The organism is bacterium (assembly GCA_020444325.1).
Lineage (GTDB): Bacteria > Bacteroidota > Ignavibacteria > SZUA-365 > SZUA-365 > BM516.
Map to the genome: position 1 here is coordinate 257,555 of JAHLLD010000003.1, position 19,693 is coordinate 277,247.

Genomic DNA, 19,693 nt, shown 5'->3' on the forward strand with positions numbered 1-19,693 from the left:
CGATGACGGCGGCTACATTGTCAATGACACCCCGTACGAAGTCGAAATGCATGCGCTGGCGGAAGGGAAGCTGCTGCGGTTTCAGCAGCGCAGTTATGAAACGAGTGTCCGCGTTGAGGATGCCGATACCGGTCACTGCCAGGTGATGGTCAATGGACGTCCCCTTCGTGTTGAAATAGAAGACGAACGCGCAGCACTCATGCGCGCCTACCAGTCCGACAAGGCGGCACAGTTGCAGTCCGCAACCGTACGTTCGCCCATGCCGGGAAAAATCACCCGCATTCTCGTCACAGAAGGCGAGCTGATCGAAGCGGGACAGGGATTGATTCTCCTTGAAGCCATGAAAATGGAGAACGAAATCAAAGCACCTACGGCCGGTATCGTCAAGGCGATACGAATTCAGGAGGCCGATGCAGTCGAGAAGAATGCCATTCTTATAGAGATCTCCTGATTCGCACACCTAACGGAGGATACCGTGAACAGATTCGTACTGTTTTCGGCGTTGCTGAGTTTCAGCATCGCCTGTACCTCTTTGGCATCAGCCGGAGGCTTCCAGCTCAATGAACATGGCGCCCGCGCCATGGCCCAGGCAGGAGCCTTCGCAGCTCGTGCCAACGATCCATCCGCAATTTTCTTTAATCCCGCCGGACTCTCGCAGCTTCGCGGCACAAACCTGATGATCGGTGCCACGCTCATCGCTCCCTCGTACACGTATTACGGTCCCAGCAACCTGAACAGCAACCAGGAATGGGAAATGAACAGCAACATGTTCTATCCGCCCAATGCCTACCTGACGCATACATGGACGGATGGCGTGCTCAAGGGACTTGCTGCGGGTATCGGTGTAACAACGCCGTACGGACTCGGAACCGAATGGCCTGATGACTGGGTGGGACGCGCTGTTACCCGTGAAATCGAGTTGCAGACCTTCTATGTCATGCCTACGGTCAGCTACGCCATAAACGACTGGGTGTCGGTCGGTGTCGGCGCCAACATCGTTTTTTCCTCCGTCATGCTCCGGCGAGCGGTCACCAATTTCGATCCCGTGATGGATCTCGAACTCGATGGTACCGGTAATGTCGCGTTCAGCTTCAACGCCGGCGTTCTGTTGCGTCCCACCGAAGACGTTTCCTTCGGCTTTACCTACCGCGCGGAAACACAGGTCGATTTCGAAGGCACGGCCGATTTTCATCCTTCTGCCGGACTCGCTTCGATGTTTCCCGGAGGTGACGTGACGACAGCCATCGCATTGCCCGAGACCTGGTTCGCAGGTGTTGCCTGGTCGCCGTCCGAAAACTTTGACGTCGAATTCGACTATCAGTTCATCGGATGGGAAAGCTACAATGAACTCGCCATCGATTTCGCAACCGATGCCACGACGAATCCGAATGTCGTGCAGGCGGATGTCGCTTCTCCGAAAGATTACGAGAACAGCTTCATCGCCCGCCTCGGAGCGGAGTATCGTCTCCCGGCCCTCGGACTCGCCCTGCGATGCGGGTATCTGTATGACAGTAATCCCGTACCCGATAAAAGTCTGGAGCCCCTGCTTCCGGATTCCGACAGGCATGGACTCAATATCGGCGTCGGCGTGAACCTGCTGCCATATATCACACTGGACGTTGCCTATCTGCACCTGTTCTTCATGGACAGGGTGACGGAGGAGACCTCCTATCCAGGAGGCGTGTACCTTGACGGCAAGTACCAGGGCAGCGGCGATCTCCTGGCTCTCAACATCAGTTATGCGTTTTAAGGAGGAACACATGAAGAACAAAACCTTTCTGCCTGTTCTCCTCGCCGCATTGCTCATGTTCGCGTGCTCGGAGGACGCTCCCATAGCCGATCCATCAATCGGCGATATCAATCCTGAAGTCTATGTGGCGATCGGCAACAGTCTTACCGCCGGTTACCAGTCCGGCGCCCTGTTCGCTTCCGCGCAGCAGTACAGCTATCCCAATCTGCTGGCGAAGGCGCTCGGCACGCCGACGTTCATACAGCCGCAGTTCGATGATCCGGGCGTCGGTGCACTCATGGTGCTGCGCCAGATTCTTCCTTCGCCAATCATCACATCAAATGATTCGACCTTTGCTCCACCGTCGAATTTCATGCAGCTCGCACCGTATCACAATCTGGGTATTCCCGGTGCGATCATGTACGATGCCATTGACAAGAGCAGTGTGCAGCAGCGCTACGAGCAACGCGGCAATCCGTTCTATTACCTGATCATGCGTGACCAGGAGAACCTGGGCGAGTCGCTGCTCGAGCAGGCTTTCAAGCTCAATCCCACTGTACTCACGTTCTGGCTCGGCAGCAACGATGTGCTCGGCTATGCCGCCAGCGGCGGTACGCGCGGCAGCAATCCCACGGGAACGGGTCCCACGGACGTCACTGCGTTCCAGACCATCGTGCGCAGTGCATTTGCGCTGATCAAGAACAATCTGCCTGATACGAAAGTCCTCATCGGGAACGTCCCTGATCCCACCGTGGCGCCGTTCTTCACGACCGTGCCGCGTGCGCTGCCCAATCCGACTGACCCCGAAAATCCCATCAGCCTGTGGTACCGCACGGCAGACAACACCGTCAAAACGGTAGGGGAAGGGGATTACGTCCTTCTCACCGCACAGGCCATGATTGCACAGGGGTACGGTCCCAATCCACAGCAGCCGCTGCCATCCATGTTCGTGCTCGATGCGGCTGAACTGAAGACTGCGCAGGACGCCGTACAGGCGTTCAACGATATCCTCGAAGCCGAAGCAGCCGCATCCGGGTTTACACTTGTGGATCTTCATCAGCTGCTGAACGATCTTCGGGACAACGGATACAATGTGGCCGGTGAGAGTTATGGCACGAGCTATATTTCGGGCGGACTCTTCAGTCTTGACGGACTGCATCTGATGCCGCGCGGCAACGCCATTGTCGCCAACGAATTCATCAAAGCAATGAATCGCGACTTCGGCGCGAACATTCGTTACATCCCGCTGTACGACCTTCCCGGGTTCCCTGCACCGACAGGCTTGCATCCGAAAGCGGCTTCGGATTGGTCGCCAGAGATGCGATACGAGCAGCCGGATATGCCATGGCTGTTCGGTTCCCGCTGACTCTGTGTGTCTGCCCCTGCAGGCACCAGCCAACACGAATAATCTGAGCCTGTTCGTGTATCCCGTCCCACACTCCGTGGGACGGGATTTTTTTCAGGGATTGTCGCCCCTGCTTCGTATTTTTGGTATTGGACACATTGATGTCCCTCCCGTGACATTTCTCATTACTCTTCCCGGAGCCTCTCCATGCAGCAAGAACCCGTGGTCACACTCGATATCGCCAGGGAACTCGGTCTCACCGACGATGAATACCAGATGGTGCTCGATTACCTTGGCCGTACACCGACCTATACCGAACTCGGCATGTACAGTGTGATGTGGAGTGAGCATTGCTCATACAAGAATTCCATCGCGCAGATCAAGACACTGCCGCGCAGCGGGGGACGTCTGCTGGTTGGAGCCGGGGAAGAGAATGCGGGACTCGTTGACATCGGTGACGGACTCGCGGTCGCGTTTAAAATCGAAAGCCACAATCATCCTTCAGCGATTGAGCCGTTTCAGGGTGCGGCGACAGGCGTCGGCGGAATTCTCCGCGACATCTTCACGATGGGAGCGCGTCCGATCGCTGCCTGTGATTCCCTGCGTTTCGGTGATCCGTCCAATCCCCGTGTCCAGTACCTGGTCAAAGGCGTGGTCAGCGGAATCGGTCATTACGGCAACTGCTTCGGCGTCCCCACGGTGGCGGGAGAGATTTACTTCGACAGTTCGTATCAGGGCAATCCGCTCGTGAACGCCATGGCCGTCGGCATCGTCAAGCACGATCAGACCGCCTCGGCGACTGCGGAAGGTGCAGGCAATCCTGTCATGATCGTCGGGTCGAGCACCGGGCGCGACGGCATTCACGGTGCCACATTCGCTTCCGTCGACCTGAGCGAAGACAGCGAGTCCAAGCGTCCCAGCGTGCAGGTCGGGGATCCCTTCACCGAGAAACTGCTGCTCGAAGCAACGCTGGAAATTATCCGCGAAGATCTCATTGTCGGCATTCAGGACATGGGCGCCGCTGGCATCACCTGCTCCTCCTGCGAAATGTCGGCAAAAGGAGAGAGCGGCATGAACATTGACCTCGATCTTGTCCCTGTGCGTGAGGAAGGCATGAGCGCCTATGAAATCCTTCTCTCCGAATCACAGGAGCGCATGCTTGTCGTGGTGAAGAAGGGGAATGAAGGACGGGTTCGCGAAATCTTTTCAAAATGGGATCTCCACGCTGTCACCATCGGAGAAGTCACCGATGACGGCATGGTGACCGTTGCACGCGGTGGGGAGACCAAGGCTGTCGTTCCTGCACACAGTCTCGTGCTCGGCGGCGGAGCCCCGGTGTACCAGCGTGAGACGCGCAGGCCGGAGTATCTCGATACGACGCAGGCCTTCCGTATGGAATCCATACCCATTCCTCCCGACAGCAACGCCGTTCTCCTCGAACTGCTCGCATCCCCGAATATCGCGAGCAAGCGATGGGCCTACGAGCAGTATGACACCTCCGTACGCACGAATACCGCGGCGGGACCCGGAGGCGACGCTGCGGTGATTCGTGTGAAAGACACGAGAAAAGCGCTGTCTGTCAAAACCGACTGCAACGGACGCTACGTGTACCTGAATCCCCGTCGTGGCGGATCCATCGCGGTAGCGGAAGCTGCACGAAATGTCGCCTGTACAGGCGCACAGCCGCTGGCCATCACGAACTGCCTCAACTTCGGAAACCCGTACAAGCCGGAAGTGTACTATCAGTTCGCCGAGGCTATTGCGGGAATGGGTGAGGCCTGTCGCGTTTTCGACACGCCGGTGACGGGTGGCAATGTCAGCTTCTACAATGAGAATCCCACCGGTGCGGTGTATCCTACACCGGTCATCGGTATGCTCGGACTGATCGAGGATCTCGATCACATCACCGGAAGTGTGTTCACGGCAGAAGGGGATGCCGTCATCCTTCTTGGCACGACGCGCAACGAAATTTGCGGCAGTGAGTATCTGGCGCAGCGACATGGCATCGTTGCCGGTGATGCGCCTTCGCTTGATCTGGAGGAAGAGAAGCGGCTGCAGAACGTTCTTCTCGCCGAGATTCGCGCGGGACACATTCGCAGTGCGCATGACGTTTCAGACGGCGGACTCGCAGTCACCCTGGCAGAAAGCTGCTTCCTCGGAACGAAGTCCATCGGTGCAACCGTTACGATAGAAGCCGGCGATCTTCGACGCGATGCGCTGTACTTCGGTGAGTCACAGTCACGCATCGTCATCAGCTGCAACCCGGATCACTCTGACGCCATTCTCGCGGCCGCAGCGGCGGCACAGATAGGAGCCACTGTCATCGGCAGCACCGGTGGCGACAGACTGCGTATCAACGACGATATCGACTGCAGCGTCGAGGACCTCGAACAGGCACATACACAGACACTCGACAGAATTCTCGAAAGCATGTGAAACACACGTACATTCAGCGGGTCTGGCAGGGATATCTCCGAAGGCTGCGATACTTCGTGTCCCTTCGCAGCGTGAGAGACGCCTGGATGTACACCCTGCGTATTTTCGACCGGCTGGAGGACAATCACCTGTTCCTCTCAGCCGCGGGTATCAGTTTCAATGCGCTGCTCTGTTTCATCCCCCTCGTACTATTGATTTTCTACGTCCTGGGTTTCTATCTCGAGACCAATACCGCTATTGCCACGGTTGACACCTGGCTGCAGAAACTCGAACTCTTTCCATACCAGCGCGAGCAACTGCGGGATCTCGTGATTCAGCTGATACAGGATTTTGTCAGCGGTTCACAACTGGCCGGTGTGCTTGGTGCGATTGGTCTGATATGGACCTCGAGCGCATTGTTTGCTGCCCTGCGTACCGTGCTGAACCGTATTTTCAGCATCCGCGACATGAAAAACATCGTGGTCTCAAAACTGAAAGATTTCGCCATGCTTTCCATTGTAGGCATGGCGCTGATTATCGTAACCGTATTCCTGTATACGATCAGTTTGATCAAGGGACTGGGGCATGATGTTTTCGGTCTGGAATTGAATTCCTGGATATTCAACGACGCACTGAATATCCTGTCTCCCTTTGTGCTCAGCTTCCTGCTCTTTTTCCTTGTATTCACCCTGGTCCCGGACAAACGCCTTCCCCTCCGACTGGTATTTACCAGCAGCGGCATTGCTGCGCTGCTCTGGGGCGTTGCGAAATTTGTATTCGCCTACTACCTCGAGCATCTCTGGAAATTCGGTTCGATATACGGTCCCTACGCCATTATCGTCGCCACGGCGATATGGGTGTATTATTCAAGCATCACCGTCCTGCTCGCGGCGGAAGTGGGTGAAATGAACGAAGAGCGGCGAGAACTCAAGAAGCTGTTCTCGCAGAATAATCTGCGTGGTGTTGTGGAACAGAGCCAGAACATCAATCTCGAATTCCCGCGTACTCACCCTGCAGACAGTAATGTCAGAGGGGACGACGACTGATATCGAGCAGATCGCTCACCTCGAGATACATGTGTCCGTCAGTCCCACTCAGCCTGCCTTTCACATAAACATACTGCTGCTCCATCTGCTCAACCCATTCCGCTGAAGGAGTGGAGGGGAGACGTACTTCGAGCGACTGATCTTCCTTGTGGGGAAGGCGAATACTGCGAACCTCGCTGTCATCGTCTATCCAGTCTACCGCGCCGAATACCACAACATCTTTCCCGTTTTGCAGCATGAGGCGTTCCCATTCGCCATCGCGTCCGAGGAAATAATGCGACGCATCGTCACTGTATTTCGAGAGATAATCCATGATGGCGTTTCCGCGCGCATCCCACCAGCGCATGCGTTCGTCGTAATCGGGATAGTGCTGGGTAGAGGGACTCCATATCCCGCGCTGCGCCTTACGCGCTTCTTCCTGGGCTCGTACGAAATCGTCATGGAAGCGTTCGCTGAATCCATACTTGCCGTAGTACGGCGACTGCCCTTCACGCACACATGCGAGGTTGTAGAGCTGCCACCTTCCGGCTTTCTTCGCGAATACGAGGGCGAGCCACCTTCCGAAATACCCGTACACATTGTCGTCGCTGTCACGCTCAAGGCGAATACTGTCCACATCCGAAAACCACGCACGTGCCCATGCGGCGGATTCCCATCCCATGGGAGAGGACATCTTGATGGGAAACGTCTTATCGCCGCGCCTGTCGTAATACGGCTGAGGCCAGGTCGCGCGCAGATCGGAAATCTCTTTTTCAGCCATGTTGCCGTGGGGAATTTCTTCCGTGTCGATGAACAGGAATCGCACGCCACGCTTGAGTCCTTCAATACGAAACGTATCTCCATCGACAACGCGAAACTGACCGTAGACACCGATAACAAAGTGCCCATCGTCCGTCTCCGAAGCGCTATGCATCGCGGAATGCGTATCAGCCGGATCATCATGATCAGCCGGATCATCATGATCAGCCGGATCATCATGATCCGCAGCGCAGGAAATGAATACAAACATTATCAGAAACGCGGCCGCGAAAACGTGCAGCCGGCCGTGGTTGGAAGGGACGGTGAATGTATGGATCACTTCGACAATTTCTCCATGAATGGTTTGAGAAGATCGATGGGAATGGGGAAGAGGGTGGTGGAGTTGTTCTCCGCGGCAACGATGGTCAGCGTCTGCAGGTAACGCAACTGCAGCGCGGCGGGGTCGGTACTGAGAATTTTCGCTGCGTCGGCCAGTTTCTGCGAGGCCTGGAACTCCCCTTCCGCGGCGATGACTTTGGCGCGTCGCTCGCGTTCCGCCTCCGCCTGCTTGGCCATGGCGCGCTGCATCTCCTGCGGAAGATCGATGTGCTTGACCTCGACGAGGCTGACTTTGATGCCCCAGGGCTCGGTCTGCATGTCGATGATTTCCTGCAGCTGCTTGTTGATCTTGTCGCGTTCGGCGAGCAGTTCGTCAAGCTCAGACTGTCCGAGAATGCTCCGCAGTGTTGTCTGCGAGAGCTGGCTTGTTGCGAAGAGGAAATTCTCCACCTCCACGATAGCCTTGGACGAGTCGAGGACGCGGAAATACACGACCGCGCTGACCTTCACCGACACGTTGTCACGCGTAATCACGTCCTGCGCAGGTACGTCGAGCACGATGGTCCGAAGACTGACCTTGACCATGCGGTCTACGAGGGGAATGAGTAGGATGAGTCCTGGTCCCTTCGACCCGACGAGACGTCCGAGACGGAAGATGACACCACGCTCATACTCGCGCAGAACGCGAATCGCGCTGGCGAGAATAAGAAGGACAAAGATAATGATAATGCCGAAAATACTGCTTGCGGGATCCATGACAGCTCCTGCATAAAATGGATAATGCATTGATTTGCGTTCAAATTGCGCTAGGACGCGGGTATTTCCTCCACGACCAGCGTCAGGTTCTCTATGGCGACGACGCGCACAGTGGCGTCTGACGGAATGCGTTCACCGCGGCTGCGTGCCTTCCATATTTCACCGTGCACACTGATGCTGCCGACGGGATCGATGGTTTCGCGTGTTTTACCCAGTTCACTGAGCAGTCCTTCAATTCCGGTGGTCGGCTTGCGACGCATGATGGCGATTCCCTTGCCCACGACAAAGAGGAAAAACGCCGCGGTACAGGCGGTGACCGTAATGATTACGGAGAGCGAGACTTCCATGAATTCTACACCCGGTGGTGATTCGATAAGCATGAGAGAGCCGAAGAAAAGGGAGATAATTCCACCGACGGATAGCAATCCATGACTGACGATTTTTATTTCCAGTAAAAACAGGATGACACCGAAGATGATCAGCGCGAGTCCTGCATAATTGACCGGCAGTGTATTCATTGAATAGAACGCCAGGATGAGACAGATACCGCCGACAACACCCGGGAAAATCGCCCCGGGATTGTAAAGCTCGAAGAAGAGTCCGTACATGCCGAGCATCAGGAGAATATATGCGATGTTCGGATCAGACAGAATATCCAGGATTTCCTGCTGGAAGTTCATGGCGCGCCATTCGACCTCTGCGTCGGCGGTCCGCAGCGTCACCACGCCCGACGCGGTCTGCACTTTGCGTCCGTCAATACTGCGCAGCAGCTCCCTTTCATTCTCCGCGATAATATCAATTACGGAATCACGCAGCGCCTCCGTTTCGGTGATGGAGGAGGAACCACGCACCGCACGTTCTGCCCATGCGACGTTACGTCCCCGCTTTTCGGCTATGGTACGCGCAAAGGCTGCCGCGTCATTCGTGGCTTTTGTGAGAGGAATGTTTGTGGAGTCGGCAATATTTTGCCCCTCGCCCATTGTGATGGGATGCGCGGCGCCGATATTCGTCCCCGGTGCCATGGCCGCGATATGTCCCGCCATCGTAATAAACGCGCCCGCGGAGGCAGCCTGTGCGCCGCCGGGAGCGACGTACACGATGACGGGGACGGGAGAGGAGAGAAAGGCGGAAACCATATCCCGCGTGGCTTTGAGGAGTCCACCTGGCGTATTCAGCTGCAGCAGCACGGCATGATATCCTTCACCATCGGCATCGCGCACGGCATCACACACGTACTTCGCGGATGCAGGATTGATACTGCCGTTGATTTCGATCCGCAGGATGTGTTCCTGGCTTTGCAGTGCCGCGGGGAGCAGCATAAGGACGAGAAGGAGCAGTATGGGGCGCATGACGTTCCCTCGCTGAAAATGTCTGTATATAGCGATACTACTGATACCCTCTCTGAGACGCAAGTGCCGGTCAGGCGGGGGAAAACACTCCCGCTTTCATGCCGGAGGCACACCCATTGTGGATATATTATATCTGCGATGCATTGAGACCACGCATCGGCCTGTATTAATGCGCAGAAATCCGTATTTTCTGTATTCATATGAACGTGTTTTTGAATTGTCTGATGGATGTGCGTAGTCACATGCATCATCAATGCAGAAATGCGGCAATGGCAAGCAAGGAAAAGACGATTGCACGATACGGTACATAATACCGGGGCGGAAGCACGCGGGGACGGGATTGATCCCGAACTCCTCGAGGCGTTGCGTGATGGCCGTCTGACGCTGGAAGAAGTTCTGGCGCGGGAGCGCACAAGGCTGGAAAAGGAATTCAGCCTGGTCCCACGCAACGGACACTGGCATCGTCCTGCCGAACATGCGTTCACCCGCACGCAGCGTGAGCACACCACCGTCCTTTTCGGCGGCCTGACCTGGAAGCATGAACGGCTCATCCAGGCAAACCTGCATCGACTCGGCTATCGGGCGGAATACCTGGAGGCACCGGATACCCGCGCATTCGAAACCGGGAAGGAATTCAGCAACAACGGTCTCTGCAATCCCACCTATTTCACCGTTGGCAATCTCATCCTTTACCTGCAGCAGCTCGAAGCGCAGGGGATGTCGCGCAAACACATCATCGATCACTACGTATTCTTTACCGCGGGTGCATGCGGACCCTGTCGCTTCGGCATGTACGAAGCGGAGTACCGCCTGGCCCTGCGCAACGCCGGCTTTGAAGGCTTCCGCGTGCTCATCCTGCAGCAGGAAGGCGGGCTCGATCAGTCCGTTTCCGATGCCGGACTCGAGATGAACCTGGATTTTACACTCGGTATCATCAATGCCTTCATGATTGCCGACCTTCTCAATGACATGGCCTATAAGCTGCGGCCATACGAGATCGAGGCAGGCAGCACCAATCGTGCGCTGGAAGAGTGTATGGAGCACGTCGCCGGGGCGATTGAACGTATGCCGGTTTATGCACTTTCTGCATATTTGCAGCGGGTGGGATGGCTGCGCCGACACCACCGGGGCGCGGAGAATATCGTGAAATTCATGCGCCAGCTGTTCGGCAGGGAACTCCCGACGCTGATGGACGAATGCCGCGAAATCTACGCGAAAGTGAAGGTCGACCGCAGCCGCGTGTGTCCCGTCGTAAAAATCACCGGAGAATTCTGGGCGCAGACCACGGAGGGAGACGGCAACTTCCGCATGTTCGATTTCCTCGAGAAGGAGGGAGCGGAGGTCATGATCGAACCCATCACACCGTGGCTGATGTACCTGCTGCACCAGGAGAAACAATCACGTCGTGATCGCCGCTGTCTCGACATACCGGATGACCTTACAGGATGGCGCCGACTTCGTGCGCGCTTGTCCTCACGCCGACGGTATCTGCGCGGTTGGCTGCTGCTGACCCTTTCAGAGCATCTCTATGCGCGCGCCTATCGAAAGCTGCGCGCACGTTTCGATGATGTACCGCAGGACATGCAGGACCAGGAACATCTGCAGCATATTGCCCATCCGTATTACCATTCCCGTATCGAAGGTGGGGAAGGACACCTGGAGGTGGCCAAGAATATTTATTACGCGCGGGAAAAACTCAGCCACATGGTGCTTTCGCTCAAGCCATTCGGCTGCCTTCCCAGCACCCAGTCAGACGGCGTACAGACCGCCGTCGTCGCACATTTCGACGACATCATTTATCTCCCCGTGGAGACCTCCGGTGAAGGTGAAATCAACGCGCAGAGCAGGGTGCAGATGACGCTGAACGACGCGAGGGAGCGGGCCAGAGAGGAGTTCGCCTCCACGCTGGAGGAATGCGGCCTCACCGAAGAACAGCTGCGGGCAGCTGCGTCCGAACCGAAGCATGGACATGCCTTCCTTAAACTTCCGGGTGGAAAGGCTGGTACCGCCGCACGGCTCGCGCTTCATGTAGCGAAACGGGGAGAGATGTGATGAAGGGACAACAGCCGCGGTACATCATCGGACTCGATGTCGGCAGCACGACAGTCAAGGCCGTGGTACAGCGAAGAGGGGATGAGGAAATTCTATGGAAAGACTACCGCAGGCATGAAACCAGGCAGGCGGAAACTGTACTGGATTTCCTGCGCCGTATTCTGTCGCATCTCGGTGCCTCCCCGGAGGCCTGTCAGCTGCTCGTCACCGGTTCCGGCGGCAAGAATATCGCGCCGACCATAGGCGCGAGATTCGTGCAGGAAGTCAACGCCGTTGCTCTCGCTGTGGAGCACCGGCATCCCTCCGCAGGATCTGCGGTAGAGCTCGGGGGACAGGATGCGAAGATTCTCATTTTCCAGCGTGATCCGGTGACAGGGAGGAGCAAGAAATTCACATCGATGAATGACAAGTGCGCCGGTGGAACCGGGGCCATCATCGATAAGATCAATGCCAAGCTTCGCATCCCATCCGAGCGTCTGGCACAGCTCGGCTACGACGGCGTTCGACTGCACCAGGTTGCAGGGAAATGCGGTGTGTTCGCCGAAACCGATATCAACAGCCTGCAGAAACAGGGCGTCCCACCGGACGAACTCATGGCGTCGCTGTTTGAGTCCATCATCCAGCAGAACCTCTCCGTGCTTACCCGCGGCAACACGCTGCGTCCTGAAGTCCTTCTGCTCGGAGGACCCAACACCTATATCCGCGGAATGGTCGAATGCTGGCGGCACAATATCCCTCTGATCTGGCAGGAGCGCGGTCTGCGTCTCGATGATGGGCGAAGCAACGAGCAGCGCATTTATGTGCCGGAGAACGCGCAATATTTCGCGGCGCTCGGCTGCGTCGTCTATGCAGAGCGGAATGAAGTGAGCGAGCGCTTCCGGGGGCTTGACGGACTCATCGATTACATCGAGCATGGACGCAGCGCACAGAGGAAAAGCAAAGTCGGAAAGGGATTGGTGGAAAGTGCCTCCGAGTTGGAGGAATTCCGCCGTCGCTACAGCGTCCCTGTGTTTACTCCCCGCAGGCTCCAGCCTGGAACAACGTTCGAGGCATATCTTGGCATCGACGGAGGTTCCACCTCAACGAAAGGTGTTTTGATCGACCGCGATCTCAATGTCGCGTTCAAATCCTACCGCCTCTCTGACGGCAATCCCATCGACGATACCAGGCGTATCATCGCGGACCTGCACGCGCAGGTTCGTGATCAGGGCGCTGAACTGCGCATCCTTGGAGCGGGCACCACGGGCTATGCGAAGGATGTACTGCGTGACACGATTGGCGCCGATGTAGCGCTGGTGGAAACCGTCGCCCACACGCAGGCCGCGCAGCGCTTTTATGAAAGTGTGGACGTGATATGCGACGTCGGAGGTCAGGACATCAAACTCATTCTGTTGCACCAGAATAGAGTGGTCGACTTCAAGCTTAATACGCAATGTTCTGCCGGCAACGGGTATTTCCTGCAGAGTACGGCTGAAGGATTCGGATACAGCGTCGAACAGTATGCGGATATCGCCTTCGAGGCAAAGCAGGTGCCGGAGTTCGGCTATGGCTGCGCGGTGTTTCTGCAATCGGATATCGTCGATTTTCAGCGACAGGGCTGGAATGCAGCGGAAATCATGGCGGGCCTCGCCCGCGTGCTGCCAAAGAATATCTGGCTGTATGTCTCACAAATCAGCAACCTGGAGATGCTCGGCAGTACCTTCGTCCTTCAAGGCGGAACGCAGCGCAATCTGGCGGCGGTGAAAGCGCAGGTGGACTTCATCGAGAACAAGTTTCGAGACCTCAAACCACGCATTCATGTGCACGAGCACACCGGGGAGGCAGGAGCGATCGGGGCAGCTGTCGAGGCGGCGCGTCTGCACGGCAACGGCCGGGAGACGACATTCATTGGACTCGAGTCCGCAGAACATATCCGCTTTGTCTCACGCCGGGATGAGAGCACACGCTGCAGCTTCTGCAAAAACCGCTGTCTGCGCACGTTCATCGACGTCGAGACTTCCGCAGGTGAAGCTGCCACGGACGATACCCGCCGCCTGATCATTGCAACCTGCGAGAAAGGCTGTGTCGAAGAGGTTTCGGAAATGCGGGATATCGCGAAAGACCTCGCCCGTGTGAGAAAACAGTATCCGAACTACGCCGAGATTGCAGGACGTGAAGTTTTCCGTCCCTTCACCGAGACGCACGAAGAGCGTGCACAGCATGCGCTGCAATGGCAGGGTCAGCGGCGTACACGCGGGGAACTCCGTATTGGAATCCCGCGCGCCTTGAATCACTATGCGCATGCACCGCTGCTCACTGCGTATTTACAGACGCTGGGCTTCCGTTTCGAAAACCTCGTGTTTTCAGAGTCCACCACCGATACACTGTACCGTGAAGGCAGCAAGCGGGGCAGTATCGATCCCTGCTTCCCAAGCAAGCTGGCGCTGGCACATGTGCACAATCTGCTGTATCGCAAACATGCGGAGAAAGCGCTCGACTGCATATTCTTCCCGATGATCGATGATATGCCCACGGATCTTGTCGGCACACAGGCTGCGAAAGCATGTCCCACCATTGTCGGCAGCGTGGAATCCGTCGAAGCCGCGTACACGAAGGAAGGCAACGTCTTCGCCCAGCTCAACATTCCTTACGTACACCCCTTCATCAACCTTGCGGATCCAGCCCTCGCATCGAGGCAGCTCTTCGAAGAAATGCATGTGCGTTTCGGTATCGGCCTCGAAGAGCATGCGGAGGCGCTCGCGAAGGGATACGCCGCGTTGCAGCAATTCCACACCGCGCTTCGTGAACGCGCTGCGGTGACCCTGCGTGAACTCGAAGAGGAGCGGCGCCTCGGCATCGTCCTGCTCGCGCGTCCCTACCACAACGACGAAGGTGTCAACCACGGGATTCTCGCCGAGTTCCAGAAGCTGGGCTACCCCGTGTTCACGCAGGACAGTCTGCCAACGGATGAGAAGTCGTTGCAGCGCGTATTCGGCCCGGATCTGCGCGAAGGCAGCATTGCACATCCGATGGAAATCTCCGACGTGTGGAAGAATTCGTACAGTGAGAATACCAATCGTAAGGTGTGGGCAGCAAAATACGTCGCGCGCCATCCGAATCTGGTGGCCCTTGAACTATCAAGTTTCAAGTGCGGCCACGACGGTCCGATCTACGCCATCGTGCAGGAAATCGTCGAGTGCTCAAACACACCGTATTTCAGCTTCAAAGACATCGACGAGAACCGTCCCACCGGCAGTATCAGAATTCGCGTGGAAACTATCGCCTATTTCCTGCGCCGGTATCGCGAAACCCTGGATACCCGTGCGATGATGGAATCCGCCGTCGATGCCAAGCTTCGTGAATACGAGGCAAAACTGCTCAAGGCACTGCACGAACAGCAACAGCAGCCGCATTTCTCAGGCACGGTGGACGCTCCTGTACCCATCGATCTTCCCGGACGACATTCTCATTGACCATGCGGATTCAGTCCCTCATCGGCGGCTTCTGCGTGTTTGTTTTCCTTCTGACCGCCGGGGCCCTCGCACAGCAGCGGCTCTGCTGTTTCGGTGATTCCATTGCGGAAGGATGGATCGACGCCGAGCGCAATCCGTCTGCCGCCTGGCCAGCGCTGCTCGATTCGATGCTGCGAACACAGGGACGGCAGGTGATGCTCTCGCGCGTCGCGCACGGGGGAGAGACCACGGGCGATGCGCTCCGCCGCGTTGAGCACGAAGTACTTCCGCTTGCGCCGGACTGCTGCATCCTCGCCTTTGGAAGCAACGACATGTTTATCTGGGGAGATCCACCGGCGGTACGTGTACCCCTTCAGCAGTTCAGGGAACAGCTGCGTCTCGTCGTGCGAAAGCTGCAGGGAAGTGGCTGCCGTGTCCTGCTTCTCGGCATGCCGCCGATGCTCGAACATCGCTTTTATCATTATGCAGATTCTGCATATTTCGCTCCGTACGGGGGCGCCCGTCAGCTGCAGCAAAAGTATGAGCAGGTGATGATGGATGTGGCTGCAGCAGAACAGGCCGGATATGTTTCCCTCAACGACGCATTCATGAATCCTGAAACACTGCTCGGTTTTGATGGTGTGCATCCTTCGAAAGAGGGACACCGGTCCATCGCCTCAGCCTTGCTCACAGACACCGGACATCAGCTTGACGCCGACGCACGAACATTCGCCGATGCGGCGCTGTCCGTTTTTCCTTCCCCATACATGCGCAAGAGCGAGGCATACCTGACACTGCAGGTTCGCGCAGCCGCAGGAATGCGTGTCTGCTTTACGATACTCGATCTCGCGGGACGCATGCGTCGAAAAATCGTATATTTCACGCAATCTGATGGTGTGCACTTCTACCGATGGGACAGCAGGGGAGACGATGGAACTCTGCTTCCGCCCGGTGCATATATTGTGCATGTGCGCATTTCAGGGCGCTCATATTTGAAAAGCATTCTGCTGTACTAATCCCCGCAGTCATGAAACATACCACTGTTCTCATCGCACTCTGTTTTCTGCTTCAACCCGCGTTTCCCGCATTCTCACAGGATACGCCACCAGGACTGGATCCTTCCAGGTATCGGGAGGGATACGACATTCCAGCAGGCGTGGATCATGGCACCTGGGACTTTGACGAATGGCCCGGCGTGGATCATGGCGCGGTGTATGTGCGTGATTTCATGTACGGGGATGCGGGCGATAAGGTGAAGATCGACTACACGCTCACCGTATTCGATGACGACGATCATACCGGTTACCTGCGCACACCGTCGGTACTTGCCGAGCGATTTTCCCCGATGTCGGATGTGCTTCGACGCGCGAAAAAGGTGATTGGTATTTTTGCGCATCCTGACGACGAAGTGCTGCTCGCCGGGGGACTCCTGGCCGCGGCAGCCGCGCAGGGAAAGGGCGGTGATGTTTTTCTGCTCTCCAACGGCGCCGATGGCTCTGCCGGTTTCGATGAGAACGAAACCGAGGGACTCGACGGATACAACTGTGCCGGGATCATGCCGGATGGGAGCATCCGTGTGGCGACGGATCTCAAAGGAATCGAAAAACCGCGCGTTGCACGCCGGTACGGAAAATCACTTGGTGTCGACATCCGCATCCTGCCAGTGCGCTATGAACTCGATGGCCAGACCTGCGTACAGATCGGGGAGTATCCCGGACTCGATTTCAAGAAAAGCTTTGGTCCCGGGACGGTGATGCGCCGCGCCATGGCGCGCAGTATCCTCGACCTGCTTCGCAGGGAGAAGCCGGACATCATCATTACCCACGGCTCAGGCGGCGAATACGGGAATTACTTCCACGTGACTGTGCATGATCTCGTTGCTGATGCCGCACGCAGGGCTGGAAACGAGTTCATCCTTCAGCTCTTTACCGGTTTTCCCGAATACAATTACAGCGATCATATCACGCATTACCTCGATCTCGATGCGGATGGTGGAGTATTGAGAAAACGCAAGTTTGATGCCTTCAGGCATATCAGTTACATCTACCGGGCCGGCAACGACTACGACAAGCCCTGGAATCCGAACGACAAGCTGATGGACGGCGTGTTTGTCAAGGATTACGGCTATACTCCCACCGAGGGCAAACCGCCGCGGTACGAGTTTTTCCAGCAGGTCAGACTCCGCTGATCCGATGCGCATCATCCACATCGTCAACCATTTTCTTCCTTCGCCCGGCGGCGTTGAATGGAGCGTCTTGCGGACAGCCGAGGCACAGAGCCGGCAGGGTGACGATGTGACGGTGATTACCGAAACATCCCGCGGTGATTATAACGATGATGCGCTGCCGTTTCGTGTACTGCGCTTCCGGGTTCATCTGCTGCGACCTTTGACACGTGTGTTCTACTGGCAATGGATGTGGAAACATCGCGACATGCTCGCCGCAGCGGATGTGCTGCATTTCCACGACTACACACCGTTCTTCCACTGGTTTATCCCTCTGCGCTTTGTGCTGCGGCGTCCACTCTACGCGATCACCTTTCACGGTTTTGAACACTGGCCGGTAAAGTTGCGGCACAGGATGATGCGCGGCATCACCGCAAGACTCTGTCACCTGCGCTTCGCCGTAGGGGAATACGTAAGAAAAATCTACCGCCATCCGGTGGATGTCGTGTACCTGGGTGCCCCGGTGCGGAGCGTGCAGTCCCGGAGTCCTTCACCCGATCCGGTATTCGTCTATGCCGGCCGTCTCGAAGAGGATACGGGTATTCTCGAAACAGCACGGGCGCTTTCGCGGACCGCTGCAACGCAGGGCATTGCCGTGCATCTCGAAATCGCAGGGGAAGGACGACAGCGTCACGCCCTCGAATCGCTACGGAGTCCGCATTTCCGTATCACATTTCATGGGCGCGTGGAAGATCCGGAGCGGCTCTTCGCGCATGCGCGCTTCGTCATAGCAGCGGGCTTTCTCGGGATGTTTGAAGCGATGCAGAGTGGACTCCCCGTGCTGGTCCCTGCACTGACGGACATCAGGAAAATGTACGCAGCTTCCATCCCTGACGTCGATGCGCTCATGACCGTCATGAGAAGCCCGGAAGGACTCGAAAAGACTCTCGCGGAAAGTCTGCAATCACCGTTGGCGGACGCCTTTCTGCGTCGTGCCGAAGCCGCCCGTATGTTTGTTTCTGAGCACACATGGAAGGATATTGCCGAGTTGCTCGCAGCGTCATATTCCGCCGCAATGAACGCACGGAATCGGAGCTCGGAACGCATGACAGGAGGGGGAGTAAAGACGGAGCACTGATAACACATGCAGAACGAATCCACATATCATTTCATTTTCTTCGGGCTGACCAGTTTCAGCAGTCTGCCGCAGCGTGAGCAGGGACTGGCGACGGAATGCGCAAGGCTTGGGCACCGGGTGGACTTCATCGAGATCGCGCCGTCCCTTGCAGGTCGTACGCATGCACTGAAAAACCGCATGTTCGAACCTCTCGCGAGAGACAGTGGATTTGAACGCAGCAACGGCATTCCCAATCTGCATATCCATACACCACCGACGCTGCCGACGGGGTTTCGCAACAGCCTGACGCCAGGTATCGATCGGACCGTGTTCCGCCGCTGGTTCCGTCGCCGTTTCCGCGACCTCGATCTGTCAGCCAGCATCGTCATGGTCATGATGCCGCTGTGGTGGGGAAACTTCATTGACAGGGACTTCCTGAATCCCCGCCTGCTCATCTACGATATCTGCGACGCGCTTGAAGTGCAGAGTCGCAGCCGAAGTACGCTCGAACGTCTTCGGGCAAGCGAATCCGCACTTGCCGCTGAAGCTGATCTCATTACCTACAGTGCGCGCGAAATGGAAACGGACATCAGCGAACGCTTCCCGGATACCTCCGCGTTTTTCCTGCCCAATGCGGTTTCACGTGATTTCATCGCCGCCATCGACGACGAGCCTGTTCGTTTCCGGAATGGTGACCCCAAGCACATCGGGTACATCGGCGCCACCAATGGAAAGTGGTTTGACGCGGATCTCGTCATCGAGACCATGAAGCGATTTCCCGACTGCAAAATTTCCGTTATCGGTCCGGTAGACAAACCGTTTGCCGACCGCTGCACAGCCCTTCCTCATGTGACCCTGCATGGTTTCGTTTCCCATGATGCGCTTCCGCAGCATCTGCGTTCTTTCGATGTCGCACTCATTCCGTTCCGCGACAATGATATCACCCGCGTGGTAAACCCGCTCAAGCTGTACGAGTATGCCTCGGCCGGACTGCCCGTCGTCGCTACACAAACGGCGGAGCTGCGGCATTACGATGCATACTGCTATCTCGCCGCAAACAGGGAAGACTATTTCTCGGGCATTCGGCGCGCACTGCAGGAGGACGATGACCACCTGCGTTTGGTGCGGCATCGTTTCGCCGCCGCGAATACCTGGGAGCAGCGCGTTTCCCAGTTGATCGCATTCCTCTACCGGCACGAGGCGGCAGCCTGA

At 56.7% G+C, this 19,693-nt stretch carries 14 protein-coding genes; 11 read left to right on the top strand and 3 right to left on the bottom strand.

All coding sequences use genetic code 11. From position 1 onward, the window contains the following. Positions 1-46 precede the first annotated feature (46 nt). The 5 genes from KQI65_05820 (at position 47) to KQI65_05840 (ending at position 6,535) form a co-directional block, all read left to right on the top strand. On the top strand, positions 47-451 hold the full coding sequence (locus tag KQI65_05820; protein MCB2204249.1) for a biotin/lipoyl-binding protein: 405 nt from the start codon (positions 47-49) through the stop codon (positions 449-451). Positions 452-475: 24 nt separating this feature from the next. Beyond that, positions 476-1,750: an outer membrane protein transport protein gene (locus tag KQI65_05825; GenBank protein MCB2204250.1), complete on the top strand. Its 1,275-nt coding sequence runs from the start codon at positions 476-478 to the stop codon at positions 1,748-1,750. Between the two features lie 10 nt (positions 1,751-1,760). Then, entirely contained in the window at positions 1,761-3,095 is a 1,335-nt protein-coding gene (locus KQI65_05830; protein ID MCB2204251.1) for a hypothetical protein, read from the top strand. Positions 3,096-3,281: 186 nt separating this feature from the next. Next, on the top strand, positions 3,282-5,510 hold the full coding sequence (purL, locus tag KQI65_05835; protein MCB2204252.1) for a phosphoribosylformylglycinamidine synthase subunit PurL: 2,229 nt from the start codon (positions 3,282-3,284) through the stop codon (positions 5,508-5,510). Then, positions 5,507-6,535 carry a YihY/virulence factor BrkB family protein gene (locus KQI65_05840; protein ID MCB2204253.1) on the top strand — a complete coding sequence of 343 codons (1,029 nt, stop codon included), beginning with the start codon at positions 5,507-5,509 and terminating at the stop codon, positions 6,533-6,535. The genes purL and KQI65_05840 overlap by 4 nt, the downstream gene beginning before the upstream one ends. On the opposite strand, the gene KQI65_05845 is transcribed toward KQI65_05840, so the two are convergent. The 3 genes from KQI65_05845 to KQI65_05855 are packed head-to-tail and all read right to left on the bottom strand — an operon-like array spanning position 6,516 to position 9,717. Further along, entirely contained in the window at positions 6,516-7,613 is a 1,098-nt protein-coding gene (locus KQI65_05845) for a thermonuclease family protein (GenBank protein MCB2204254.1), read from the bottom strand. The genes KQI65_05840 and KQI65_05845 overlap by 20 nt on opposite strands. Further along, the gene (locus tag KQI65_05850) at positions 7,610-8,368 is read right to left on the bottom strand and encodes a slipin family protein (protein MCB2204255.1); all 759 of its coding nucleotides are present in this window, start codon (positions 8,366-8,368) and stop codon (positions 7,610-7,612) included. Before KQI65_05850 ends, KQI65_05845 begins: the two co-directional genes overlap by 4 nt. Positions 8,369-8,418: 50 nt before the next feature. Then, on the bottom strand, positions 8,419-9,717 hold the full coding sequence (locus KQI65_05855) for a nodulation protein NfeD (protein MCB2204256.1): 1,299 nt from the start codon (positions 9,715-9,717) through the stop codon (positions 8,419-8,421). A 291-nt stretch (positions 9,718-10,008) separates the two neighbouring features. Here KQI65_05855 and KQI65_05860 point away from each other — a divergent pair, with 291 nt between their 5' ends. From KQI65_05860 to KQI65_05885, 6 genes are read left to right on the top strand one after another with little or no spacing between them, the layout of a single operon-like run. Next, positions 10,009-11,769, top strand: a complete 1,761-nt coding sequence (locus tag KQI65_05860; GenBank protein MCB2204257.1) for an activator of (R)-2-hydroxyglutaryl-CoA dehydratase — start codon at positions 10,009-10,011, stop codon at positions 11,767-11,769. Beyond that, entirely contained in the window at positions 11,769-15,221 is a 3,453-nt protein-coding gene (locus KQI65_05865) for a CoA activase (protein ID MCB2204258.1), read from the top strand. Before KQI65_05860 ends, KQI65_05865 begins: the two co-directional genes overlap by 1 nt. Beyond that, the gene (locus KQI65_05870) at positions 15,218-16,216 is read left to right on the top strand and encodes a hypothetical protein (protein MCB2204259.1); all 999 of its coding nucleotides are present in this window, start codon (positions 15,218-15,220) and stop codon (positions 16,214-16,216) included. The genes KQI65_05865 and KQI65_05870 overlap by 4 nt, the downstream gene beginning before the upstream one ends. 11 nt (positions 16,217-16,227) lie before the next feature. Beyond that, entirely contained in the window at positions 16,228-17,388 is a 1,161-nt protein-coding gene (locus KQI65_05875) for a PIG-L family deacetylase (GenBank protein MCB2204260.1), read from the top strand. 4 nt (positions 17,389-17,392) lie between these two features. Further along, a complete protein-coding gene (locus KQI65_05880; protein MCB2204261.1) occupies positions 17,393-18,502 on the top strand; it encodes a glycosyltransferase family 4 protein in 1,110 nt (369 codons plus the stop codon). Between the two features lie 6 nt (positions 18,503-18,508). Continuing rightward, positions 18,509-19,693, top strand: coding sequence for a glycosyltransferase (locus KQI65_05885; protein MCB2204262.1), 1,185 nt, complete (start codon positions 18,509-18,511; stop codon positions 19,691-19,693).